The organism is Labrys sp. LIt4 (genome assembly GCF_017813775.1).
Classification (GTDB): Bacteria; Pseudomonadota; Alphaproteobacteria; order Rhizobiales; family Labraceae; genus Labrys; species Labrys okinawensis_A.
Window position 1 is genome coordinate 371,383 of the sequence record NZ_JAGIPY010000005.1, and the last position, 22,988, is coordinate 394,370.

Annotated in this window: 21 protein-coding genes; 11 read left to right on the top strand and 10 right to left on the bottom strand. The window is 63.9% G+C overall.

The annotated features are described in order from the left end of the window. Position 1 precedes the first annotated feature (1 nt). From J8I29_RS12430 to J8I29_RS12445, 4 genes are all read left to right on the top strand, one after another. On the top strand, positions 2-868 hold the full coding sequence (locus J8I29_RS12430) for an ABC transporter permease (RefSeq protein ID WP_209431951.1): 867 nt from the start codon (positions 2-4) through the stop codon (positions 866-868). 121 nt (positions 869-989) lie between these two features. Further along, positions 990-2,132 (top strand): ABC transporter substrate-binding protein, encoded by a 1,143-nt coding sequence (locus tag J8I29_RS12435; RefSeq protein WP_209431952.1) that lies wholly within the window; start codon positions 990-992, stop codon positions 2,130-2,132. 56 nt (positions 2,133-2,188) lie between these two features. Further along, complete coding sequence (locus tag J8I29_RS12440; RefSeq protein ID WP_209431872.1) at positions 2,189-3,274, top strand: Gfo/Idh/MocA family oxidoreductase; 1,086 nt, start codon at positions 2,189-2,191, stop codon at positions 3,272-3,274. Positions 3,275-3,442: 168 nt separating this feature from the next. Next, a complete protein-coding gene (locus J8I29_RS12445; protein ID WP_209431873.1) occupies positions 3,443-4,873 on the top strand; it encodes an amidase in 1,431 nt (476 codons plus the stop codon). A gap of 37 nt (positions 4,874-4,910) precedes the next feature. On the opposite strand, the gene J8I29_RS12450 is transcribed toward J8I29_RS12445, so the two are convergent. Then, entirely contained in the window at positions 4,911-6,044 is a 1,134-nt protein-coding gene (locus J8I29_RS12450; protein WP_245196945.1) for a site-specific DNA-methyltransferase, read from the bottom strand. A 307-nt stretch (positions 6,045-6,351) separates the two neighbouring features. On the opposite strand from J8I29_RS12450, the gene J8I29_RS12455 reads away from it, so the two are divergent. From J8I29_RS12455 to J8I29_RS12475, 5 genes are all read left to right on the top strand, one after another. Beyond that, positions 6,352-7,332 (top strand): ABC transporter substrate-binding protein, encoded by a 981-nt coding sequence (locus tag J8I29_RS12455; RefSeq protein ID WP_105862362.1) that lies wholly within the window; start codon positions 6,352-6,354, stop codon positions 7,330-7,332. A gap of 237 nt (positions 7,333-7,569) precedes the next feature. Then, on the top strand, positions 7,570-9,141 hold the full coding sequence (locus J8I29_RS12460) for a sugar ABC transporter ATP-binding protein (protein ID WP_245196899.1): 1,572 nt from the start codon (positions 7,570-7,572) through the stop codon (positions 9,139-9,141). Continuing rightward, positions 9,134-10,090, top strand: a complete 957-nt coding sequence (locus J8I29_RS12465) for an ABC transporter permease (RefSeq protein WP_105862360.1) — start codon at positions 9,134-9,136, stop codon at positions 10,088-10,090. The genes J8I29_RS12460 and J8I29_RS12465 overlap by 8 nt, the downstream gene beginning before the upstream one ends. Continuing rightward, positions 10,090-11,127 (top strand): ABC transporter permease, encoded by a 1,038-nt coding sequence (locus J8I29_RS12470; RefSeq protein WP_105862359.1) that lies wholly within the window; start codon positions 10,090-10,092, stop codon positions 11,125-11,127. The genes J8I29_RS12465 and J8I29_RS12470 overlap by 1 nt, the downstream gene beginning before the upstream one ends. Before the next feature lie 9 nt (positions 11,128-11,136). Further along, positions 11,137-11,583 (top strand): RbsD/FucU family protein, encoded by a 447-nt coding sequence (locus tag J8I29_RS12475; RefSeq protein WP_209431875.1) that lies wholly within the window; start codon positions 11,137-11,139, stop codon positions 11,581-11,583. A gap of 159 nt (positions 11,584-11,742) precedes the next feature. Here J8I29_RS12475 and J8I29_RS12480 read toward each other — a convergent pair whose 3' ends face one another. Beyond that, entirely contained in the window at positions 11,743-12,315 is a 573-nt protein-coding gene (locus J8I29_RS12480; RefSeq protein WP_209431876.1) for a ribonuclease HII, read from the bottom strand. A gap of 197 nt (positions 12,316-12,512) precedes the next feature. On the opposite strand from J8I29_RS12480, the gene J8I29_RS12485 reads away from it, so the two are divergent. Continuing rightward, a complete protein-coding gene (locus J8I29_RS12485; protein ID WP_146126900.1) occupies positions 12,513-12,953 on the top strand; it encodes a hypothetical protein in 441 nt (146 codons plus the stop codon). A gap of 61 nt (positions 12,954-13,014) precedes the next feature. Here the strand turns inward: J8I29_RS12485 and J8I29_RS12490 are convergent, their stop codons facing one another. Further along, positions 13,015-14,139: a PA0069 family radical SAM protein gene (locus tag J8I29_RS12490; protein ID WP_105862355.1), complete on the bottom strand. Its 1,125-nt coding sequence runs from the start codon at positions 14,137-14,139 to the stop codon at positions 13,015-13,017. Positions 14,140-14,321: 182 nt separating this feature from the next. Between J8I29_RS12490 and J8I29_RS12495 the strand changes: the two genes are divergently transcribed. After that, the gene (locus J8I29_RS12495; RefSeq protein WP_209431877.1) at positions 14,322-14,837 is read left to right on the top strand and encodes a glycosyltransferase; all 516 of its coding nucleotides are present in this window, start codon (positions 14,322-14,324) and stop codon (positions 14,835-14,837) included. 99 nt (positions 14,838-14,936) lie between these two features. Here the strand turns inward: J8I29_RS12495 and J8I29_RS12500 are convergent, their stop codons facing one another. The 7 genes from J8I29_RS12500 to uxaC form a co-directional block, all read right to left on the bottom strand. After that, positions 14,937-16,016 (bottom strand): ABC transporter ATP-binding protein, encoded by a 1,080-nt coding sequence (locus tag J8I29_RS12500; protein WP_209431878.1) that lies wholly within the window; start codon positions 16,014-16,016, stop codon positions 14,937-14,939. Between the two features lie 108 nt (positions 16,017-16,124). After that, positions 16,125-17,201, bottom strand: coding sequence for a Gfo/Idh/MocA family oxidoreductase (locus J8I29_RS12505; protein ID WP_209431879.1), 1,077 nt, complete (start codon positions 17,199-17,201; stop codon positions 16,125-16,127). Further along, positions 17,201-18,211, bottom strand: a complete 1,011-nt coding sequence (locus tag J8I29_RS12510; RefSeq protein ID WP_209431880.1) for a Gfo/Idh/MocA family oxidoreductase — start codon at positions 18,209-18,211, stop codon at positions 17,201-17,203. The genes J8I29_RS12505 and J8I29_RS12510 overlap by 1 nt, the downstream gene beginning before the upstream one ends. Before the next feature lie 117 nt (positions 18,212-18,328). Beyond that, the gene (locus J8I29_RS12515) at positions 18,329-19,198 is read right to left on the bottom strand and encodes a carbohydrate ABC transporter permease (RefSeq protein WP_105862350.1); all 870 of its coding nucleotides are present in this window, start codon (positions 19,196-19,198) and stop codon (positions 18,329-18,331) included. Beyond that, positions 19,188-20,120, bottom strand: coding sequence for a sugar ABC transporter permease (locus J8I29_RS12520; protein WP_245196900.1), 933 nt, complete (start codon positions 20,118-20,120; stop codon positions 19,188-19,190). Before J8I29_RS12520 ends, J8I29_RS12515 begins: the two co-directional genes overlap by 11 nt. Before the next feature lie 5 nt (positions 20,121-20,125). After that, positions 20,126-21,409, bottom strand: coding sequence for an ABC transporter substrate-binding protein (locus J8I29_RS12525; RefSeq protein WP_245196902.1), 1,284 nt, complete (start codon positions 21,407-21,409; stop codon positions 20,126-20,128). Positions 21,410-21,537: 128 nt separating this feature from the next. Next, positions 21,538-22,938, bottom strand: a complete 1,401-nt coding sequence (uxaC, locus tag J8I29_RS12530; RefSeq protein WP_209431882.1) for a glucuronate isomerase — start codon at positions 22,936-22,938, stop codon at positions 21,538-21,540. Positions 22,939-22,988 lie beyond the last annotated feature (50 nt).

Sequence of the window (22,988 nt, forward strand, 5' to 3'; positions counted from 1 at the left end):
CATCGCCGTGAGTGACGCCGTTCCCCAATTCTCCAAGGCCAAGTCCTTCTCCAAGGCAAGTTCCGGCGACGGCCAGGATGTCAGCCTCACCAATCTGTCGGCCTTTTCCTCGGGACCGGGCATCAAGTCCGGCTTCGAGGTCGCCGCGATCGTCGCGGTCGCCGTGATCCTGATCGGTGGCGCCGAACTGGCGCTCCGGCTGTTCAAGGTGCCGCTCTACATCATGCCGCCGCCGAGCGCGATCGCTACCGCGCTGTTCACCGAATTTCCGCTGATCCTGCCGCATCTCGGCTACACGCTGGTGGAACTGGGTGGCGGCTTTGCCATCGGCGCCTGCATCGGCCTGGTCCTCGCCGCCCTGATCACCCAGTTTCCCTTCGCCGAAAAGATCATTGCGCCCTATATCCTGCTGCTGGTCACCACGCCGATGCTGGCCTTGGTGCCGCTGCTCATCCTTCGCTTCGGCTTCGGCTATACGCCGAGGATCATCGCGGTGGCGCTGGCCGCCGGCCCGATGGTGATGATCAACGCCGCCACGGGCTTCCGGCGGGTCGACAATGCCAAGATCGCGCTCGCCCGTTCCTATGGCGCCTCGACGCTGCAGATCTTCTGGAAGATCCGGGCGCCGATGGCGCTGCCGATGATCCTGGTCGGGCTGATGATCGGCGCCATCTTCGGCCTGCTGACGGCGGTCGGCGCCGAGATGGTCGGCGGCGGTTTCGGACTCGGCAACCGACTGACGACCTATTCCTCGATGATCCAGATGCCGCAATTCTTCGCTGTGGTGCTGGTGCTCTCCATCCTCGGCATCCTCATCTATGTGCTGTTCTTCCTGATCGGCAAGAAATGGGCGAGCTGGGAAGCCTGAGCAGGAAAGCCAATCATAGCAAAGCGTTAGAACGAAAAGACCACACGCCATTCGAACTGCCGGAAACAGGCAGGATCCAACCTGGAGGAAGCTCGTGACGAACAATGAGATTGCATCGACAATGCCGGGCATCAACCGGCGCTATTTCCTGCAGGTGAGTGCCGGCGGCCTGGTGACGGCGACGGCGCTTGGCGCCGCCGGCCTGCTGGCGCCGGCCCGGGCCGCGACCTACGAGAAATTCACCTGGATCTCGCCGCGCGGCACGCTGGAGGTGCTGGACGACTACCCCTATTGGGCGGCGAAGAAGGCCGGCTATTTCGGCGATCTCGCCACCGACATGCAGCCGGGGCCCTCGGATGGTACGGCGACGGTGAAGTTCGTCGATGTCGGTCAGGCCGATATGGGTTTCCCGTCGCCCGGCGTATTTTCCTTCGCCATCCAGAACGGCATGAAGCTCAAATCCGTGTTCCACATGGGAGCACGCGACACGTTCAGCTTCGCCTTCCGCAAGGGCGAGGGCACCAAGGATCTCAAGACACTGGAAGGCAAGACCATCCTGCTCGGCTCGGCCGCCTGGCAGGCGATCACCGATCCGCTGCTCGCCGCGCAGGGCGTCGACGTCAAGAAGGTGAAATATGTCGAGGCCGGCTGGCCGACCTGGGGCACGGCGCTGGCCGGCGGGCAGGGCGATGCGGCCTTGTCCTGGGAAGGGCTCCGGGCGGAATGGATCGCCAAAGGGCTCAGCTTCGACTACTGGCTCGGCGTCCAGCATTCGAAATTCCCGGCCAACACTTTCGTGGTGCGCAGCGCCGATCTCGAGGATCCTGACCGCAAGGCCTTCCTCGAGAAATATCTGCGCGGCTGGGCCATGGGCCTGGAGTTCGGCTACCAGAATCCGCGGGCGGCCGTGGAGGCGGTGTTCGAGCAATTCCCGACGCTCGCCAGCAATCTCGGCCCGGAACTCGGCACCACCTCGATCCTGCAGCAGATCAATGTCTTCCGCGGCGACATGGACAAGCGCGGCGGCTGGGGCTGGCACGACATGGCGAGCTGGCAGGCCTTCTTCGACCAGATCCACAAGATCGGCCAGATCACCGCGCCGGTGAAGGCGGAGGACGTGCTCACCAACGACCTCATCAAGCCGGCCAATGATTTCGACAAGGCCAAGGTCAAGGCCGACGCGGACGGCGCCAAGCTTTCGGACGGCTTTGCCAAGCTCGATGTCGAGAAGATCAAGGCGAATCTGTTTAGCGGGGCCCTGTGAGGCAGGATGACCCGTCGTTGAGTTGAGCGCGCAACATTGGCATTGAGGAAGAGGGCATGTCCGGCAAGGTCAGGATTCTCGTGGTGGGGCTCGGCAATATGGGGGCCTCCCATGCCAGCGCCTATCATCGCAATGAAGGTTTCGAGATCGTGGGCATCATGAGCCGCTCGATCAAATCGAAGCCCGTGCCGGACGAACTCGCCGGCTATCCGCTGTTCGAGGATTACGAGGCGGCCCTGAAGCAAACCAGGCCCGATGCCGTCTCGATCAATTCCTGGCCGAACACCCATGCCGAATACGCGCTGAAGGCGATCGAGGCCGGCTGCCATGTCTTCATGGAAAAGCCGATCGCCACCACGATCGAGGATGCCGAGAAGGTTGTCGCAGCCGCAGTTGCGAAAAATCGCAAGCTGGTGCTCGGCTATATCCTGCGCGTGCACCCCTCCTGGGTGAAGTTCATCGAGATGGGCCGCACCTTGGGCAAGCCCCTGGTGATGCGCCTCAACCTCAACCAGCAGAGCAGCGGCCCAGCCTGGCACTGGCACAAGAACCTGATCGATTCGCTGATCCCGATCGTCGATTGCGGCGTGCATTATGTCGATGTGATGTGCCAGCTCACCGGCGCCAGGCCGCTGCGCGTGCACGGCATCGGCGCCAAGCTCTGGCAGGAGGCGGCCCAGCAGAATTACGGCCACCTGCACGTCACCTTCGACGATGGTTCGGTCGGCTGGTACGAGGCGGGCTGGGGGCCGATGATGAGCGAGATCGCCTATTTCGTGAAGGACGTCATCGGGCCGGAAGGGGCCGTTTCCATCGTGGCAGGGCAGACAGAGAGCGCCAAGCAGGGGGACGAACTGTCCGATTCCGCGGACATCGACCGCCATACCAAGACCGATGCCATCAAGATCCATTACGCCAAGGTCGACGCCGACAAGAATTTCGCCAAGCCGGACGAGATCTTCAGCATGGAAGACGAGCCGGGGCACCAGGAATTGTGCGACCGCGAGCAGGCCTATTTCCTCAAGGCGATCCGCGAAGACCTCGATCTCTCCGAATCCATGGCGGCGGCGGTGAACAGCCTGCGCATCGTGCTGGCGGCCGAGCAGAGCATCCGGGAGCAGCGGGCGATCGAGTTGAGCTGAGCCTCTCGATGCTTTCTGACCGTCATTGCGAGCACAGCGAAGCAATCCAGCCTCTTTAATTCTCGGATCCTAGATTGCTTCGCTACGCTCGCAATGACGAAATCGAGGTCGGGCGATCAAATTGCGACTTCGATGTTTGTGCATTTTCATCACCAAGGAACATTCATCATGGCGACATTGCTGGAAACCTATGTCGAATCCGACGCGCTCGCGGTGGCGGAACTCGTGCAGAAAGGCGAGGTCTCGCCCGCGGAGGTGACGGAAACCGCCATCGGCGTGATCGAGCAGCTCAATCCCAAGCTCAACGCCGTCGTCCACCGGCTCTACGACATGGGCCGGGAGGCTGCGGCCAAGGTCGATCGCAAGGCTCCCTTCGCCGGCGTTCCCTTCCTCGCCAAGGAACTCGCCAGTTCCTGGAAGGGCGCACCGCTCACCAATTCGTCGCGCTATCTGAAGGACCTGGTGGCCGACAGCGATTCGGTTTCGGTGAGCCGCATCAAGGCAGCCGGCCTGGTGCTGCTCGGCAAATCGAACGCGCCGGAGAATGGCTGGTCGATCTCGACCGAGCCCAAGCTCTACGGCGCCACCATCAATCCGTGGAAGGAAGGCATTACCGCCGGCGGTTCGAGCGGCGGCACAGCGGCGGCTGTCGCCTCGCGCATGGTCCCGATCGGCGAGGCGAGCGATGGCGCCGGCTCCATCCGCGTACCTGCCTCCTGCTGTGGCATCGTCGGCCTCAAGCCCTCGCGCGGCCGGGTCACCCTCGCTCCGGCGGGGGACTTCTGGTATGGCGGCGCTTATTTCCTCTGTCATTCGCGCAGCGTGCGCGATACCGCCGCCTATCTCGATGCCGTCGCCGGCGCCTTGCCCGGCGATCCCTATACGCCGCCGACCCCGCCGGAAGGCTGGCTGGAGCTGTCGAGACGCGCGCCTGCGCGGCTACGCATCGGCTTCACCGTGACGCCTGCCAACGGCACGCCGATCCATCCCCAGGTGAAGGCGGCGGTGCTGGCCACCGCGAAGACGCTGGAAAGCCTCGGCCATGCCGTCGAGGAGCACGACATGGCCTTCGACGCCAATGATGCCTGGAAGACCTATACGCATATGTCTCCGGTCGAGACGGCGGCGATGTTCGACGGCTTGGCCGGCGTGATCGGGCGCCCCGTCACCCGGGAGGATGTCGAGCCCGTCACCTGGGCGGTAATCGAGCGCGGCCGTTCGATCAGCGGTGTCGAGCATGCCCGCGATGTCTGGAAGTTGCGCGAACTCAGCCGCACCGTTGCCGAGGACCTTGCGCCCTACGACATCTTCATCACGCCGACCCTGACGCAGCTGCCACGCCCGATGGGCTATTACGACATGTCGATGACCGATCTCGACCAATATAACGCCAAATGGACGGATGCGGTCTTCGCCTTCCCGTTCAATCTTTCCGGCCTGCCGGCGATCTCGCTGCCGCTCGGCTCGACGCCGGACAATATTCCGATCGGCGTGCAGCTGGTCGGGCGCTATGGCGACGAAGCGAGCGTGCTGGCGGTCTCGACCCAGCTCGAGCAGGCCATGCCCTGGAAGGACAGACGCCCAGCCATCAGTGCGTGAGCGCGTTTTTCTTCTCCCGCAAGGGGGAGAAGGAAGCTCACCCCGCCGCCGCGAGTTCCTTGCGCAGGATGGCGCGCAGTTCGTCGATCAGCGCCGGCTTGCCGCCATCGTCATAGTGCCAATAGGTCCAGCCATTGCAGGCCGGCAGGCCCTGGGCGAGGGCGCCGATCTTGTGGATCGAGCCGACGATGTCGCCCAGCATGATCGAGCCGTCGACCCGCACGCGGGCCTGGTGGCGGCCATTGGCATCGGTGAGGATCGCGCCGGGCTGCAGCAGCTGGCGTTCGATCACGCTCGCGAAGGGGATGCGCGGCTCGGCACGCTTTTCCGCCGGCGCCAGCATGGCGGCGTCGTCGACGGGAGCGGCGAGGGCGATGCGTTCGCGGGCATGGGCGATATAGGCCTGGTCACGCTCGATGCCGACGAAGTGGCGACCGAGCTTCTTGGCGACGGCGCCGCTGGTGCCCGAGCCGAAAAAGGGATCGAGCACGACATCGCCGGGCTTGGAGGCGGCGAGCAGGATGCGCGCCAGCAAGGCTTCGGGCTTCTGGGTCGGATGGGCCTTGCGGCCTTCGTCGTCCTTGAGCCGTTCGGCGCCGGTGCAGAGCGGGATCAGCCAGTCGGAGCGCATCTGCACATCCTCGTTGCCGGCCTTCAGCGCCTCATAATTGAAGGTGTAGCGCGAGCGCTGGTCACGGGAGGCCCAGATCAGGGTCTCATGCGCATTGGTGAAGCGCTTGCCGCGGAAATTCGGCATCGGGTTGGATTTTCGCCAGACGATGTCGTTGAGGATCCAGAAATCGAGATCCTGCAGGCTGGCGCCGACCCGGAAGATGTTGTGATAGGAGCCGATCACCCACAGCGTGGCGTCCGGCTTCATCACCCGCTTAACGGCGGCGAGCCAGGCCCGGGTGAAATCGTCGTAGTCGCGCAGGGAAGCGAACTTGTCCCAGTCGTCATCGACGGCATCGACCATGGAATTGTCGGGCCGCTGAAGATCGCCGCCCAACTGAAGGTTATAGGGCGGATCGGCAAAGACGAGATCCACGCTGGCGGCTGGCAAGCGCTGCAACGCGGCAATACAATCGCCTTCGATGATGGTATCGAGCGGTAGAACCGCGTCCGTCACGATCGACGAACGCGATTCTACACGCTTCAACCCAGGGCTCATCCGAAGCGCTTGGGCGGCTCCGGTACGCGAGATACTCATGGGGTACTCATACGCAACGCTTACTAAGGACAGGTCGAATCCTGGGCCGGTTTGGTAAATTCCGCGTTGCCGCCGCGATAAAAATTCCGTGCCGGAACGGGACGCCTGCGGCGTGGCCGAGCTTGCTGTGTCTGTCGGCGTTCTGCTCAAATTGATGACTTGACGCGGTTCAAATTGTCCGACCATTCTAGCCGCCGACCATGGCACGGAAACGTCACTGCCATCGGTGCGGGGCCCGTCGTAACAAGGGCCCAAACGGGAGAGAAAAATGATCACGCGTCGTTCCTTGCTGCAGATCGCTGCCGGCAGTGCTGCGTTCACCGGCCTCGGGCTGGTGCCGGCCTATGCCGACCTGCCCAAGCTGAAGAAGAAGGACACCTACAAGGTCGGCTTTGCGCAAACGGAGAGCAACAATCCGTGGCGCCTGGCACAGACCGCCAGCATGAAGGAAGAGGCTCAGAAGCGGGGCTGGCAGCTCGTCTATACCGACGCCGCCGGCTCGGCCGCCAAGCAGGTCGCCGATGTGCGCTCGATGATTGCCCAGAAGGTCGACGTCATCCTGCTGTCGCCTCGCGAGGAGAAGCCGCTGGTGCCGGCGGTGATGGAAGCCAAGAAAGCGGGCATCCCGCTCTTCCTGATCGATCGCGGCGTCGATGCGAATCTCGCCAAGGGCGGCAAGGACTATGTCGCCTTCATCGGCTCGGACTTCATCAAGGAAGGCGAGATGGCCGGCGAATATCTGGCCAAGGCAGTCAATGGCAAGGCCAAGATCATCGAACTGCAGGGCACGGTCGGCTCTTCTCCGGCCAATGACCGCAAGACCGGTTTCGAGAAGGCGATCAAGGCCTTTCCCGACATGAAGATCATCGCCTCCCAGTCCGGCGACTTCGCTCGCGACAAGGGACGCCAGGTCTTCGAGACGCTCTATCAGGCCCATCCCGACGCCACGGCCCTCTACTCGCATAATGACGAGATGACCATGGGAGCCATTGCCGCCATGGAGGCTGCCGGCAAGGTGCCGGGCAAGGACCTGATCCTCGCGTCGATCGACGGCACGCGTGACGCGGCCCAGGCCGTCTCGGATGGCAAGATCCTCGTCCTGGTCGAATGCAATCCGAAATTCGGCCCGGCAGCCTTCGACGCCATCGTCAAATATGCCGCCGGTGAAACCGTGGCGCCGCGCCTCGTCAATACTGACCGGCTGTTCAACAAGGACAACATCGCCGCCTATATGCCGGAATCCTATTGATCGGGCGGTCGTGGAGCGCTGACTTTCGTCATAGCCGGGGCAAGCCCGGCTATGACGAAGCGAAGCATTTCGCCCCTCAGTGATCCGTACTGAATCTCGATCGGCAATCCGGTTTCTCGTTGGCCACGGAGAACCTGGATGCCCGGGTCAAGCCTGGGCATGACAAAGGTCGAGTCTATGCGGCGATTTCTTACCAATGACAGAGGCGGGTTGCCGCCATTTTGAGCCAGAGACTGAATGGCAGTATCGTCCCCGCTTCTTTCCATGGATGGCATCACCAAGAGCTTTGGTGGTGTCAAAGTCCTGCATGGTGCGACCCTCGACATTGCGCCGGCCGAGGTCATGGCCTTGGTCGGCCAGAACGGGGCCGGCAAGTCTACCATGATCAAGATCCTGAATGGCGCCCATTCGCATGATGGCGGCACCATCACCTTTGGTGGCGAGCCCTGGCAGGCAGGCTCCCCGCAACAGGCTCAGCGCCAGGGGGTGAGCACCATCTTCCAGGAGCTCAACCTGATCGGCTATCGTTCGGTTGCCGAGAACATCTATCTGGGGCGCGAGCCCAAGCGCGGAGGCCTGTTCATCGACTGGAAGGCGATGAATGCCGGTGCGCGCGAGCTCCTTGCCCGTTTCGACGTCAATATCGACGTCACCCAGCCCTTGGGGGGATTCCCCACTGCCATCCAGCAGATGGTGGCGATCGCCCGTGCGGTGTCCTTCAAGGCCCGGCTGGTGATCATGGACGAGCCCACATCCTCCCTCGACGAGGCCGAGGTGGCGGTGCTGCTGCGTACCATCCGGCAGCTGAAAGGCGATGGGGTCTCGGTGCTGTTCGTCACCCACAAGCTCGATGAGCTCTATGCGGTCTGCGACCGGGTAACCATCATGCGCGACGGGCGCACTGTCGCGGTTTCGGCTATGCGGGAAATGCCCAAGCTCACCCTGGTCACCACCATGCTCGGCAAGGCTCTGGCCGAGGTGATGGCAGGCCCAACCGCCGCTGAGCGCGACGAAGCGCCCTCACGCCGGGAGAAGTTGCTCGATGTGCGCTCGCTTGCAGTCGGCCGGCGGGTCACCGATGCAACGCTTTCGATCGACAAGGGCGAGATCGTCGGATTGGCCGGACTGCTGGGTTCGGGCCGGACCGAGACGGCTCGTGCCATCTTTGCCGCCGACCGACGGGCCAAGGGCGAGATTGCCTTCGGAGGCGCCAACACGGATTTCCGTTCACCCGCCGAGGCGATCAAGGCCGGCATGGGTTTCTGCTCCGAGGACCGCAAGATCGAAGGCATCATTCCCGACATGTCGGTTGCCGACAATCTCACTCTTGCGCTGATGCCGGCTCTCTCGCGCTCCGGCCGCTTCGACCTCGCCGAGCAGAGGCGGATCGTCGAGCGCTTCATCAAGGAAATCGGCATCAAATGTTCGAGCCCTGACCAGAAGATCCGCGAATTGTCGGGCGGCAACCAGCAGAAAGTCCTGCTCGCCCGCTGGCTGTGCATGAATCCCAAGCTTCTCATTCTGGATGAGCCCACGCGCGGCATCGATGTCGGGGCCAAGGCGGAGATTCTCAACCTGATCCGGCGCTTTTCCGCCGATGGACTCGGCGTCCTGGTAATTTCTTCCGAGCTGGAGGAAATCATCGAGGCGGCGACCCGCGTTTTCGTGCTGCGCGACGGGCTGAGCGTGGCGGAACTGCGCCCCCCCGATATCAACGAGGACAGTATCATGGCCGCCATGGCCCACGGCGCGAGCCCCGCTGCTGAAGAGGCGGGAACGCCAGACCACGGAAGACCCGGCCATGCGTGATGTTCCTGCGTTCCTGCAGCGCTACGGTGTCATCATCGCGCTGCTGCTTCTGATCGGCTTCAATTTCGCCGTCACCCCCAATTTTGCCACCACCCAGACCCTGCTGCTCAACCTCACGCAGGTCTGCACCATCGTGATCGTGGGCATCGGCATGACACTGGTGATCGCAACCGGCGGCATCGACCTGTCGGTCGGCTCGCTGATGGCGATCGCCGGCGCGCTTTCGCCGATGATCTTCACCGGAAAATTCGTGGATTTTCCCAGCCTCTACGTCGCGATCGCCTTCGGAATCGTCATTCCGGTGATGATTGCGGGCCTGTTCGGTCTCTTCAACGGCTGGCTGATCACGCGCTACAATATCCAGCCGATCATCGCGACGCTCATCCTGTTCATCGCCGGCAGGGGACTGGCCCAGGTCTCCACCAATGGCGACCTGCAGGTCTTCAAGGTTCCGGAATTCCAGGCGATCGCGCTCGGCAAGGTGCTGGGATTGCCGTTCCAGGTCTGGATCATGGCGGTCCTGGTGATCGCGGCTGCCTATGTGCTCAAGGGCACCGTGTTCGGCCGCCAGGTGCTGGCGGTCGGCGGCAATGAGGCGGCGGCCCGGCTCGCCGGCGTGCCGGTGGCTCGCGTCAAGGTGCTGGTCTATTTCGTCTGCGGCCTGTGCGCCGGTATCGCGGGTCTCATCGAGATCGCCATGAACTCGGCGGCCGATGCCAATCTGATCGGCATGGGCAAGGAACTCGATGCCATTGCGGCGGTGGCCGTGGGCGGCACGCTGCTGTCGGGCGGCCGGGCCACCATCGTCGGCACCCTGTTCGGCGCCCTGATCATTCAGCTGGTGCGCTATACCCTGCTTGCCAACGGCGTGCCGGATGCGGCGGCCCTCATTGCCAAGGCGGTGCTGATCGTGCTCGCCGTCTGGCTCCAGCGGCAGGGGACGGCGTGATGGGCAAGGTTCGGTTTTCTCCCACCCTCGGCGTGCTGCTCGCCCTCGTGCTGCTCGCGGCCTTCGGAGCCTGGCGCTATGAGGGCTTCCTCGGCACCTACAATATCCAGACCGTGCTGCGCTACAATTCGATGTTCGCGCTGGTGGCCCTCGGCATGTGCTTCGTGATCATGACCGGCGGTATCGATTTGTCGGTCGGCACCACCGCCGCGCTGGCGAGCGTGGTCTCCGCCTATCTCAGCTCCTATGGCCTCCTCGCCGGCGCGGCTGGCGGGCTTGCGGCCGGCGCGATCGTCGGCATCATCAATGCACTGATCATCACCCGCCTGAAGATCCTGCCCTTCATCGCCACGCTGGCCACCATGTTGGCGGCCCAGGGCACGGCCCTGCTGCTCGCCAATAACCAATCGGTGTCCGCCTCCTACGACACCGCGTTCACCGTGCTCGGGCAAGGCGATCTCCTCAGCTTCATGAGGCCCGAATGGGTGGATGCCGAAAATGCCGGCATCGCCGCGACCATTCTCGGCTTCATCCTCAGTTTCCCGACGCCGGCCTGGATCGCCCTGGTCGCCTATATCGTCGGTGGGGTCACTCTGAACTCCACTTCCTTCGGGCGCCATGTGCTGGCGGTCGGCGGCGGCACCGAAGCTTCCCGGCTGATGGGATTGCCGGTCAATCGCACCATCTTCGCGGTCTATGTGATCTCCGGTGTGACGGCTGGCATGGCGGGCGTGATCCTGGCCTCGCAATTCGGCGCCGGGCAGCCGATCGAGGGCATTGGCTGGGAGCTCATCGCCATCGCCTCGGTGGTGGTGGGCGGCACGCTGCTGACGGGGGGCAAGGGCTCCATCGGCGGCACGCTGGCCGGCGCCTTGCTGCTGGGCCTGATTTACACCATCCTCAATTTCGAGAACGGCATGGGCTGGATCTCGCTCTCGGCCTACTGGCAGTCGGTGGTGCGCGGCGCCTTCCTGCTGATCGTCGTCATCCTGCAGGCCAAGCTGATGCAGACCAAGCCTGCGCAGATCACAAAATAGGAAAGCACCATGCTCAAGAATATCGATCCACTGTTGAATGCCGACGTGCTCTATGCCCTCCGGGCCATGGGCCACGGCGACACGCTGGTGATCTGCGACACCAATTTCCCGGCCGATTCGGTTGCCCGCGAGACGGTGCTGGGTGATCTCCTGCGTATCGATGGCGTGACGGCTGCGCGTGCGGTCGAGGCCGTGCTGTCGGTCGTGCCGCTCGATACGTTCGTCGACGATTCCGCCCGCCGCATGGAGATCGTCGGCTCGCCCGACGAGATCCCGGTGGTGCAGCAGGAAGTGCAGGCGGCCATCGACAAGGCGGAAGGCAAGTCCTGGCCGATGACCTCGATCGAGCGCATGGAATTCTACGAACACGCCAAGAAGGCCTATTGCGTGATCGCCACCGGCGAACGCCGCTTCTATGGCTGTTTCATCTTCCGCAAGGGCGTGATCGCGCCGTAGGTGTTGCACCCCTCATCCCCTGAGAAGGGGCCTTTGTGGGATAGGCCGCGCGATGTTGAAGCGGCCGTAGTGGCAAAAGCGAGCCCGATGAAATCCCTTCTCCCCTTGCGGGAGAAGGTACCGGCAGGGGGATGAGGGGGGACGCGCTGTCCCTCCTCTTCAAGCCCGATAAGCTTTGAGCCTGCCGAAAGTCAGTCGGTGATGCGGGCAGGGCCCATGCGTGTCGATGGCGGCGGTATGCTCGGCCGTGCCGTAGCCCATATGGCGTTCGAAACCATAGAGCGGGTAGGTGGTCGCGAGCTTGATCATCAGGCGGTCGCGGGTGACTTTGGCTATGATCGAGGCAGCGGAGATGGCGGGCACCAGGGCATCGCCGTCGATGATCGCCCGAGCCGGTAGCTGCAGGCCGTGGGGCACGTCCTTGCCGTCGATTTCCACCGACGAGGGGCGCAGGGACAGCCCCCTGACCGCCCGCCGCATGGCGTCGAGCGTCGCGCCGCGGATGTTGAGCCGGTCGATCAGGGCCGGGCTCGAAAAGGCGACCGATACGGAAAGCGCCGACGCCATGATCTCCTGATAGAGCTCCTCCCGCCGCGCTGACGTGATGACCTTGGAATCGGCCAGACCGACGGGCACTCTGTCGGGATCGAGGATGACGGCGGCAGCCGAGACCGGGCCTGCCAGCGGTCCCCGGCCAGCCTCGTCGACGCCAGCGAGAAGAAGTTTTGTCATGAACTGGCGTTAGAAGATTCCCGCCGGCAGGTCCAGCGCGGAGGCTGTGCCGAAGCCGTGCCGATACAAATCGTGACTTGCTTTGTGCCTCTGCCGTGTCAAGTTGAGCCGCGATATTCACAGCATGTTGCCGACAATGGCAGATGGCGTTCAGGCAGATAGCGTTTGTTGCAGGGCAGGGTGGAATGCAAAAGAACGTGACCGATATCGATGCAGCTGCACCTTCTCAGGACCGTCAACCTCAGAGCGACGTGACGCCGGCCCCGGCGCCGGTCAAGGCCGGCCTGCCTTCCGACAATGTGTTCGATCGCCTGGTGCATGACGAGGAAGATGTCGTCGGGCTCCTGGCCTTCTCCCTTTCCATGCAGAACAAGCGCGACTGGCTGGTGGCGTTCAAGAAGGAGGTCGGGCGTGACCCGACGCCCCAGGAACTCGCCGCCTATGACATTGGCGAGCGGATCGACCGCCGCCTGGCCACCTATCGCAAGCTTGCCGAGCACGCTTTGGCCGGCAATTCCTTCTGGGCTTCGGCGACCCTGACACCGGTAAGCGAATTGCCCGGGCCGGCCGTGAGCGAGCCTTCCTCCGCTCCGGCAAAGCCGCAGCGTACGTCCTGGTTCAGCGGCAGCAAGGGGTGATTGCCGGCGGGTCTCGGAATGGCAGGGGTCAACTTGGCGACGAACGGAATATTTGCCCCGATCAGAACAGCGCCAATTGTTCGCCCACCCGCACCGGGCGGGTGAAGAGGTCGGTGCGCAGCTTCAGCCGCCTGGCGTTGATGCCGAGCCGCGCGGCGGCCAGTTCGAAGCGCCGGCCGATCATCCAGGCATAGGGCCCGGTTCCCGACATGCGCAGGCCCCAGCGTGAATCATAGTCCTTGCCGTCGCGGCTCGACCGCATCAGCGAGAAGACGTGGTTCATGGCGTCGGGGCGATGCTCGTTGAGCCAATCGCGCATCAGCCCGGAAATCTCCAGGGGCAGGCGCAGCATGACGTAACCCGCCTCGCGCGCGCCCGCCGCATGGGCCGCCTCGAGGATGCGCTCGATCTCGGCGTCGTTGATCTTCGGGATGATCGGCGCCACCATCACCGTCACGGGAATGCCTGCATCGGCCAGTTGCCGCATGGCCTTCAGGCGCAGGGACGGCGTTGCCGCGCGCGGTTCCAGCGAGCGCGACAGCTTGGCATCGAGGGTGGTCACCGACAAGGCGACCTTGACGAGGCCGCGCCGGGCAAGGCGTGCGAGAATATCGATGTCGCGCGTGATCAGGCCCGATTTGGTGACGATACCGACCGGATGGCTGGTTCTGTCCAGGACCTCCAGAATGGACCGGGTGATGCCGCGCTGGCGCTCGATGGGCTGGTAGGGGTCAGTGTTGGTGCCCATTGCGATGGTTCGCGGCTGGTAATTTTTCGCCGACAATTCCTTTTCGAGCAGGGAAGCGGCATTCGGCTTGGCGAACAGCTTGGTCTCGAAGTCGAGCCCCGGTGAAAGGCCCATATGCGCGTGGGTCGGCCGGGCGAAGCAATAGACGCAGCCATGCTCGCAACCACGATAGGGGTTGATCGAGCGGTCGAAGGAGATGTCCGGCGAGTCGTTGAAGGTGATGATCTTGCGGGCCTGCTCCTCCTGGATTTCGGTGCGCAGGGTCGGCAGTTCCTCGATCGAGTTCCAGCCGTCATCCTCGATGAAGCGTGAGAGCCCCTCGAAGCGCCCGCTGGCATTGGAGCCGGCACCGCGTCCCCGCCGCCGCTCGATGTCGACCACGGTCGTGCCCACCGGCACCGCATCGGTAAGAGAGACCTTGCTTATCGGCACGCCCATGGCCGCCTCCGCGAATCACATTTCTCTGTTCTCATTAGAACAAAAAGAGAACATTTGAGCAAGCATAACGAAAATGCCAATCATTTGAGCAGGATCGCCCATTTGCACCCCTCACGGCGGGCGGTGGTGCGTGATATGCGGACGCTTGAAAAAGGTGAAGTTCCAGCCGGACCAGACTTGCCATGATCAGTGTCGTCATTGCCGCGAACGGCCAGGAAATGGCGCTGGCGGAAACGCTGGCTGCCCTTGTTCCGGCGGCGGCGGATGGTTTCGTGCGCGAGGTGGTGGTGGTAGCGGAAGCCGGGCCGTCGGAGGGCACGCGGCTGGTCGCCGATGCGGTCGGCTGTGTCATTGTCGAGGGCGACGCCAGAGCCGGTCTGGAGGCTGCCCGCAGCGACTGGGTGCTGGTGATGGCGCCAGGCGTCCGCCTGGAAAGCGATTGGTTCCGCGAGGCCGGCGTCATGATGCAGCGATTGCAAAGAGCGGGCGGACGGCCGGTCGCGATGCTGTTTCGCGGCGCGGTCGACGATTACGGCTGGCGGGCAAGGCTCCGCGAGATCGTGCTCAAACTGTCGCGCGGCCGCAGACGGAGGCAGGCCATGCTGGCACCGCGCAGGGCACTGTTGGAAGGCGGGCGTTTGGGAAGCCACGCATTGCGCGCCCGCGCCTTTACGGGTGGAGTAGGGACGGCGGGGTGAGGCAGACGCTCCTGGGAATCGCCGGCTTCCAGCCGGCTCTTCCTTTCGGTACGCGCGCCGGTTCCGCGAGCCGGCTGGAAGCCGGTGATCCCGGGGAACTTATCGCCGCAGCGAAGCGCCCTCGCTGTCGAAGACATGGCAGAGGGAAGGGTCGGCGCGCAGCGGAACGGTTTCGCCATGACGGACCCGCAACTGGCCTGGCGCCGAAATGGTCAGGTTCTCTCCACCTGTGGTGGTTGCGTAGAGCACGGTTTCTCCGCCGAGATGCTCCACCAGATGGACCTTGACCTCGCCAAGCGCCTCGCCGGCCTCGCCGCCGACCAGGATATGCTCCGGGCGGACACCGAAGGTGACCGGCGCCGTCGCATTGGCGCCCGGCAGCGGTGCGCCGAGGCGAAGGGATTGCCCGGCGACCTCGATGGCGTCGCCGGTTCCGGCCAGGCGACCCGAGAGGAAGTTCATCTTGGGCGAGCCGATGAAACCCGCCACGAACTGGTTGGCCGGGGCATTGTAGAGATCGAGCGGCGCGCCGACCTGCATCACCACGCCGTCGCGCAGCACCACGATCTTGTCGGCCATGGTCATCGCCTCGACCTGGTCGTGGGTCACATAGATCATGGTGTTGCCGAGGTCCTGGTGGAGCTTGGCGATCTCGACGCGCATCTGGACGCGCAGTTCCGCGTCGAGATTGGAGAGCGGTTCGTCGAACAGGAAGATACGCGGTTCGCGCACGATCGCCCGGCCGATGGCGACGCGTTGGCGCTGGCCGCCGGACAGGGCCTTGGGCCGGCGCTGCAGATAATCCTCGATCTTGAGGATTCTGGCGGCGTGGCGCACCCGCTTTTCGATCTCGGCACGTTTGTAGCCGGCGGTTTCCAAGCCGAAGGCCAGGTTCTTGTATACCGTCATGTGAGGGTAGAGGGCGTAGGACTGGAACACCATGGCGATGCCCCGGCGCGAAGCGGGGACATTGTTCATGCGCTCGCCGTCGATGGTGAGGTCGCCGGCTGAAATCGGCTCGAGCCCGGCGATCATGCGCAGCAAAGTCGACTTGCCGCAGCCCGACGGGCCGACGAACACGGTGAACTCGCCCGGCTCAATGGCGAGATCCACGCCGTGAATGACGTCGAGGGAGCCGTAGCGCTTCACCACCTTGTCGAGCCTGATGCTCGCCGCCATGTCGTCCTCCTTAGGAGCCATCTGCGCCTGGTTGAATGGAAGGACCCGTCATCCCTTTCCCCTCGCTGCGCTCGGCCGGGGATGACGCCTTGTTCATCATGTGCTTCCTCACGCCCGATCCGGCCGCCAGCCCCGATATTTCGGATGATCCGGGCCGATCGGCAGGCTGACGTCGCTGCCGGTCTGTGCCGAATGGTAGAAGGCGGTCGCCAGTTCCAGCGCCCGGCGGGCGTCATCGATTGTGACCGGCACTGGCCCGCGGCCGTGCAGGGCTTCGTGAAAGGCATCCATCTGCCCAAGGAAGCGGCGGCCGACCGGCGGCAGGTCGGCGACGAGGTCCCTGATATCGGCGGCCACGGCCTGGTTGGCCGGCAGGATCGTCCAGGGCTCGTCGCCCGGCGAATAGGCCTCGCCGCCGCTCTCGAAGGTGACGTTCTCGAAGCAGAGGCGCAGGCGGCTGATCTCGTTCTGCGAACCAAGGGTGGCGCTGGCGGCCACCAGTGCGCCGTTGGCCATTTCCCAGGAGGCGGTGACGCAATCCTCCACCTCGATGGCGTTGACCCGCGTCGTCGCCCGCGCAAACAGCCGTCGTACCGGGCCCATCAGATAGGTCATCATGTCGTGCTGGTGGATGGCATGGGTCATCAGCACGCCGCCTAGCTCGCTCTCCCATTTGCCGCGCCAATAGACGGCATAATAGTCGGGCGTGCGCTTCCAATGGGTTTCGACGGTGCCGAGATAGGGCTTGCCGGCCAGTCCCGCCTCGATGATGCGCCTGGCCTTCTGCACTCCTTCGCCGAAACGGTACTGGAAGATCGGCATCAGCATCTGGCCGCTCTGGGCCTGCGCATTGGCCAGGAGGTCTGCCTCGTGCAGCGAGCCAACCAGCGGTTTTTCGCAGACGACATGCTTGCCCGCCGCCAGGGCCCGGCTGACCAGCTCGAAATGGGTGGCGGGCGGGGTGGCGATGTCGATCACGTCGATATCGTCGCGGGCGAGGAGATCGTCGAAATGAAGGGTGCGGCTCTCGGCCGAGAATTCGTCGGCGACCGCATCGAGGCGCTCCTGATTGCGGTCGCACACGGCGGCGAGACGCCAGCGTTCCGGGCGCGGCGCATAGGCTTCGGCGATATGGGAGCGGCCGATGTTCAGCCCGACCACGGCGACGGATTTGATGTCGCCCATCACGCTATCTCCTCGGCGCGTTGCTGGGCCTTGAGAGCGAGTTCCATCGCCTTGAAGCACCGGGCCTGCGGCATGGCCGTCTCGGTCCGCTCGAAGACATCGGCGATGAACTGCCTGCCGAAGGGAAGTTCGACCGAAGAACAATCGATATGCTGCATGCCGTTGCGGTCGGTCAGGAAGAGATGGTCTCCACCTGGACGACCGGCGACATCGATATATTTTCGCAGCTCGATCGTGCCTTGCGTGCCGGTGATGAAGAGCCGCCCATCGCCCCAAACCGGGAGCCCGTCCGGCGTGAACCAGTCGACGCGGATATAGCCGGTGACGCCTTCCGGCGTGCGCAGATGGACATCGCCGACATCCTGCAGGCCCGGACTGTCGGCATTGGCGCGATTGCCGACGGAGGCGGAAAGGATGTCGGCATCCTCGGCGCCGGTGAAGAACAGGAACTGCTCGAACTGGTGGGCGCCGATATCGACGAGGATGCCGCCATAGCGCTCGCGTTCGAAGAACCAGCCCGGCCGCTGCGGCTTGCGAAGGCGATGCGGGCCGAGCCCGGTCATGGTGACGATGTCGCCGATCGCGCCGGCCGCGACGAGTTCGCCCGCCTTCACGGTGGCGGGCACCTCGAAATGCTCCGAATAGAGGATGGAGAGGATGCGCCCGGTCTCGGCTTGCACCAGGCGCACGCTCTCGAGCTGGTCGAGGCTGGTCATGCCCGGCTTGTCCAGCAGCACATCCTTGCCGTGGCGCATGGCTTTGACGGCGATGTTGGCGCGATCGCCCGGAATGGCGGCGCTGACGATGACGTCGATCGCGGGATCCTCATAGAGCCTGTCCGCTTCGGTGACGCGCGGGATTTCCGGATAGGTATCGGCAAAGGCGCCTGCGAGATCGTCCTCGGCGGCGTGAAAACCGGTGCAGACCGCGCCGGCACGCCTGAGCGCGCCGATCTGGCCGTGGATATGGTCGTGATTGATGCCGATGACGGCAAATTTCAAAGGTCTCATATCGATTGTCCGCTCGGCGTTTTACTGTCAGATTAAATCACCGGAATCGAAAAATGCTTCTGTTCCCAGTGTGTTAAGTCAATGAAGGTTTGGGCCTGAACGCATTTGCTTCGGATGTCAGCGTTTCATGCCTGTGGTGGCGATGCCTTCGATCAGAAGGCGCTGGAAGAACAGGAAGACCAGGAAGATCGGGATCAGCGAGAGCACCGACATGGCGAACAAGGCACCCCAATCGGAGGTGCCGCCGGCATCGACCAGGGATCTCAAGCCGAGTTGGACGGTGTAGGTGTGGATGTCGCCCAGATAGATCAGCGGGCCGAAGAAGTCCTCCCAGGTCCAGATGAAGGAGAAGATCGCGGCGGTGGCGAGCACGGGGACGGAAAGCGGCAGCACGATCTTCCAATAGATGCGCCAGGCGCTGCAGCCGTCCATCATCGCCGCCTCGTCGAGTTCACGCGGCAGGCTGCGGAAGAACTGCACCATCAGGAAGATGAAGAAGGCGTCCACCGCGAGGAATTTGGGTACGACCAGCGGCAGCCAGGTGTTGACCCAGCCGATGTTGAGGAACAGCACATATTGGGGAATGAGGGTGACGTGATAGGGTAGCATCAGCGTGCCCAGCATCAGCGCGAACCAGAAGTTCCTGCCGAAGAATTGCAGCCGCGCGAAGGCGTAGGCCGTCAGCGAGGCCGCCATGACGTTGCCGATCGTCGCCAGTACGGAAATGGCGAGCGAGTTGAGGAAGAAGGTGCCGAAGCTCACCTGCAGGCCGAACCAGCCGGTTTCATAGGCGCGGATCGAGACCTGGGAGGGGATCAGCGAGGTCTGGCCGCCGAAGATGTCGTCGGCCGGCCGGACCGAGCCCGCCAGCATCCAGAGCAGCGGATAGAGCATCGCGAAGGAAGCGGCGATCAGGCCGGCATGGGTCAGGGCGGAACGCAGGACCGAGCGCTCCGGCGCGTGCACGGCGGCGGCATCAGTCGTCATAATGCACCCAATAGCGCGCGGTGAGGAAGGAGAAGGCGGTGAAGAAAGCGATGATCAGCACCAGGATCCAGGCCAGCGCCGAGGCATAGCCCATGCGGAAGAAGCCGAAGGCCTCCTGGTAGAGATAGAGCGTATAGAAGAGGGTCGAGTTGATCGGACCGCCATTGCCTTCGGAGATGATGAAGGCGGGCGTGAAGGCCTTGAAGGCCTCGATGGTCTGGATGACGAAATTGAAGAACACCACCGGGGTGAGCAGCGGCAGGGTGATCTTGAGGAACTGCCGGGCCTTGGAGGCGCCGTCGAGGCTCGCGGCCTCGTACATGTCCTGCGGAATCTGGCGCAGCCCCGCCAGAAAGATGATCATGGGCGAGCCGAACTGCCATACCGAGAGCGCCACCAGCGTATAGAGCGAATAGCGCGGATTGGAGATCCAGCTCGGCCCGTCGATGCCAACCAGCGCAAGCAGCGAATTGACGAGGCCGTCGGCCGCGAAGAGCTGGCGCCAGAGCACGGCGATCGCCACGGAAGCGCCGAGCAGCGAGGGCAGATAGAAGATGGCGCGATAGAGCGGAAGGCCCCTTATGCCGCGATTGAAAGCCATGGCCAAGGCGAGGGCGAAGATCAGCTTGAGCGGCACCGACAGCAGCACATAGGTGAAGGTTACCTTCATCGCCGCGGCGAATTTCGGATCGGCCGTCGCGATGCGCACATAATTGGCGGTGCCGACGAATTGCGGGCTCTGCAGGAGATCGTAATCGGTAAAGGACAGATAGAGCGAGGCCAGGGCCGGCCCCAGGGTCAGGCCGAGAAAGCCAATCAGCCAGGGCGCCAGGAACAGATAGCCGGCGAGATTCCGGCGCAAAGCCTGACGCAGGCGGCTTTCGGTGATTTCGCGGGGTTGGGCCAGAGTCGTCGAGGCCATGACGGTCATCCCCGTTTCAGGATCGACTCGGCTTCCGTCACGAACTGTTCGCCCCCTTGTTCCGGTGTCGACCCGAAGGCAACCTCCTGGCTGATGCGCTGCAGTACGAAGGAGATCTCGCCGGCTCCCTTGGGCGGAGACGGCGGCAGCGGCCCGACATAGGGATCGAGCTTGCCGACATAATCGACCATCTGCTTGCTGACGTCGTCGAGCGAGGCGGCCGCGAGATCGCGCATGGCGGGCGAGGCGGGCACGCCGCGTTCCACGCCGAGGATCTTGACGCCGGCCGGATCATGCACGGTGAAGTTGGCAAGCTTGACGGCAAGCTCCGGCGCCTTGGCGTCGGATGAGACCGACCACATCTGCGAGGGTTTGAGATAGTGGCCGGGTTTGCCGCCGGTCATAACGGGATAGGCCGTGATCGACAGCTTGGCCTTGCTGAGCTGCTGTGCGCCGATGAACTGGTTGGAATGCAGGAAGCTGGCAGCGGCATAGCCGAGTGCCAGCGGCGAGGTCTCCAGCGTCAGCTTGTCGAGGGCCTGGATGTCGGCGGTGACACAACCGCCGGAATCGCGCATGACGCCCCAAAGCTTGAACCAGTCGGCGGCGTCCTTGGCATCGAAGGCGAGCGCACCCTTGTCGTCGTAAAGGGCCTTGCCGCGCTGCCGCAGCCAGAGCTCGAAAGCGGGCTCCAGGCCGCTGGCGTCGATGGACGCATAGAATTTCTTGCGCTTGTTGGCTTTGCCGAAGGCCTCGCATTTGCTCGCGAATTCCTCCCAGCTCGTCCCGAATTTCGGTGGCTCCACCCCGGTCTCCTGCCAGGCGGCCGCGTCATAGGCCATGGCGGAGGAATTGACCCCGAGATTGATGCCGTAGAGCTTGCCATCGACGCTGCAGGATCCCAGATTGGTCTTGCCGAAATCGGCGATGTCGAGAAGCTTGCCCAGATATTGGTCGAGCGGCACGATGGCGCCGCGGCGGGCATATTCGAACATGTAGCGGTAGTCCATCTGCACCAGGTCGGGCGCATTGCGCCCCGCGACACGGGTGGCCAGACGCGGCCAGTAGTCGCTCCAGCCGGTGAATTCGGTCTTGGTGTCGATACCGGCATTGGCAGCCCGGAAGGCGTCCACCGCCTTGTTGGTGCGGTCGGCCCGTTCCTGCGAGCCCCACCAGAACACCCTGAGCTGCTTGTCCTGCGCCCGGGCCGGGCTTCCCAGCATGACGGAAGCGGCAAACCCGCAACCGGCTCCCAGCATGGCACGACGACTGACGAGATGGGCACTCATGGCTTCCCCCTTTTCCGGTCCGCATGGTTGCTCGAAGGCCGGTTTTTCTGCGTTCTTGCCTTTGTACTCGTGCGTTTCGATATCGATATGACGTAACGTGATATTGCGTGTCGCCACGACAGGCGAGGTCAGAGCTTGTAGGCGCGCTTGGCGAGATTGTAGGCGAGGTCGACGGCGGTCTCGGCCGCCTCCTCCTCGTCGAGGCGGTGGTCGGCCACCAGGCGGGCAAGGCAGGCACAGTCGACGCGGCGGGCCATATCGTGCCGCGCCGGGATCGAGAGATAGGCCCTGGTATCGTCGTTGAAGCCGACCGTGTTGTAGAAACCGGCCGTCTCCGTCGCGAGTTCGCGGAAGCGTCGCATGCCTTCCGGACTGTCGAGGAACCACCAGGGCGGCCCCAGCCTGAGCACCGGATAATGCCCGGCGAGGGGCGCGAGTTCGCGGCTGAAGGCCGTCTCGTCCAAGGTGAACAGCACGATGGTGAGATCCGGTTCGTTGCCGACGGCGTCGAGCAGGGGCTTCAGTGCCTCGACATAGCTGGTTTGCCTCGGAATATCGGCGCCGACATCCGGCCCGAAACGGGTGAACAGCGCCGGGTTGTGGTTGCGGTAGGAGCCCGGGTGGATCTGCATGGTGAGCCCGTCCTCCAGGCTCATCCGCGCCATCTCGGTCAGCATTTGGGCTCGAAACAGCTCGGCATCCTCCGGCGCGGCGGGGCCGGCCAGCAGGCGGGCGAACAGGGCCTGCGCCTTCGGGCGGTCGAGATCGGCCGTGCGGGCAGTGGGGTGGCCATGATCCGTCGAGGTCGCCCCCAGCGACTTGAAAAAGGCGCGGCGTTCGCGATGGGCCGTCAGATAGCCGTCCCAGGTGGCTGGCTGCCCGGTGAGATCGAGGAGGCGGCGGACCTCCGTACGAAAATCGGCCCTGTCGGCATCGACGACCGCATCGGGACGATAGGCCGGCAGGACGCGGCCCTTCCACCCGGACGCACGGATGGCTTGATGGGCGTCCAAGGCGTCGGTGGCGCTGTCCGTGGTGGAGATCGCCTCGATGTTGAAGCGGTCATAAAGCGCGCGGGGGCGGAATTCGGGGCGCTCGAGCGCGGCGGCGATCTCGTCATAGAGACGGTCGGCATTGTCCGGTGCAAGACGCTCGGTGATACCGAAGCCGCTTTCCAGTGAATGCTCGAACCACAAACGGCTCGGCGTGCCCCGGAACAGATACCAATGCTGCGCGAACAAACGCCAGATCTTGCGGCCGTCGGTTTCGACAGCCGTCCCGTCCCTGCTGGAAATGCCAAGCGCCTCCAGCCGCACGCCCTGCGAATAGAGCATGCGGGTGATGTAGTGGTCCGGCTTGACAAACAGCGTAGCGGGGTCCGGGAAGGGCGCATCCTCGGCGTACCAGTGTGGATCGGTATGGCCGTGCGGGGAGAGGATCGGCAGGCCGGCCACCTGCCCGTAGAGACGCCGGGCGATGGTCCTGGCGTCGGGTTCGATCGGCAAAAGCCTGTCTGGATGAAGTGCCATGCGGGCTCGGCCCTGTTCTGGTTGGCGTCTCCTCTTGACGCTGGCTTTAA

Bases quoted from the DNA above. Each gene is read 5' to 3' on its own strand.
- J8I29_RS12470 (WP_105862359.1), top strand. From the start codon at position 10,090: ATGGGCAAGGTTCGGTTTTCTCCCACCCTCGGCGTGCTGCTCGCCCTC.
- J8I29_RS12525 (WP_245196902.1), bottom strand. From the start codon at position 21,409: ATGAGTGCCCATCTCGTCAGTCGTCGTGCCATGCTGGGAGCCGGTTGC.
- J8I29_RS12450 (WP_245196945.1), bottom strand. From the start codon at position 6,044: ATGAGCCCTGGGTTGAAGCGTGTAGAATCGCGTTCGTCGATCGTGACG.
- J8I29_RS12460 (WP_245196899.1), top strand. From the start codon at position 7,570: ATGGCAGTATCGTCCCCGCTTCTTTCCATGGATGGCATCACCAAGAGC.
- J8I29_RS12490 (WP_105862355.1), bottom strand. From the start codon at position 14,139: ATGGGCGTGCCGATAAGCAAGGTCTCTCTTACCGATGCGGTGCCGGTG.
- J8I29_RS12435 (WP_209431952.1), top strand. From the start codon at position 990: ATGCCGGGCATCAACCGGCGCTATTTCCTGCAGGTGAGTGCCGGCGGC.
- J8I29_RS12480 (WP_209431876.1), bottom strand. From the start codon at position 12,315: ATGACAAAACTTCTTCTCGCTGGCGTCGACGAGGCTGGCCGGGGACCG.
- J8I29_RS12510 (WP_209431880.1), bottom strand. From the start codon at position 18,211: ATGAGACCTTTGAAATTTGCCGTCATCGGCATCAATCACGACCATATC.
- J8I29_RS12465 (WP_105862360.1), top strand. From the start codon at position 9,134: ATGCGTGATGTTCCTGCGTTCCTGCAGCGCTACGGTGTCATCATCGCG.
- uxaC (WP_209431882.1), bottom strand. From the start codon at position 22,938: ATGGCACTTCATCCAGACAGGCTTTTGCCGATCGAACCCGACGCCAGG.
- J8I29_RS12495 (WP_209431877.1), top strand. From the start codon at position 14,322: ATGATCAGTGTCGTCATTGCCGCGAACGGCCAGGAAATGGCGCTGGCG.
- J8I29_RS12515 (WP_105862350.1), bottom strand. From the start codon at position 19,198: ATGACGACTGATGCCGCCGCCGTGCACGCGCCGGAGCGCTCGGTCCTG.
- J8I29_RS12475 (WP_209431875.1), top strand. From the start codon at position 11,137: ATGCTCAAGAATATCGATCCACTGTTGAATGCCGACGTGCTCTATGCC.
- J8I29_RS12505 (WP_209431879.1), bottom strand. From the start codon at position 17,201: ATGGGCGACATCAAATCCGTCGCCGTGGTCGGGCTGAACATCGGCCGC.
- J8I29_RS12455 (WP_105862362.1), top strand. From the start codon at position 6,352: ATGATCACGCGTCGTTCCTTGCTGCAGATCGCTGCCGGCAGTGCTGCG.
- J8I29_RS12500 (WP_209431878.1), bottom strand. From the start codon at position 16,016: ATGGCGGCGAGCATCAGGCTCGACAAGGTGGTGAAGCGCTACGGCTCC.
- J8I29_RS12440 (WP_209431872.1), top strand. From the start codon at position 2,189: ATGTCCGGCAAGGTCAGGATTCTCGTGGTGGGGCTCGGCAATATGGGG.
- J8I29_RS12520 (WP_245196900.1), bottom strand. From the start codon at position 20,120: ATGGCCTCGACGACTCTGGCCCAACCCCGCGAAATCACCGAAAGCCGC.
- J8I29_RS12445 (WP_209431873.1), top strand. From the start codon at position 3,443: ATGGCGACATTGCTGGAAACCTATGTCGAATCCGACGCGCTCGCGGTG.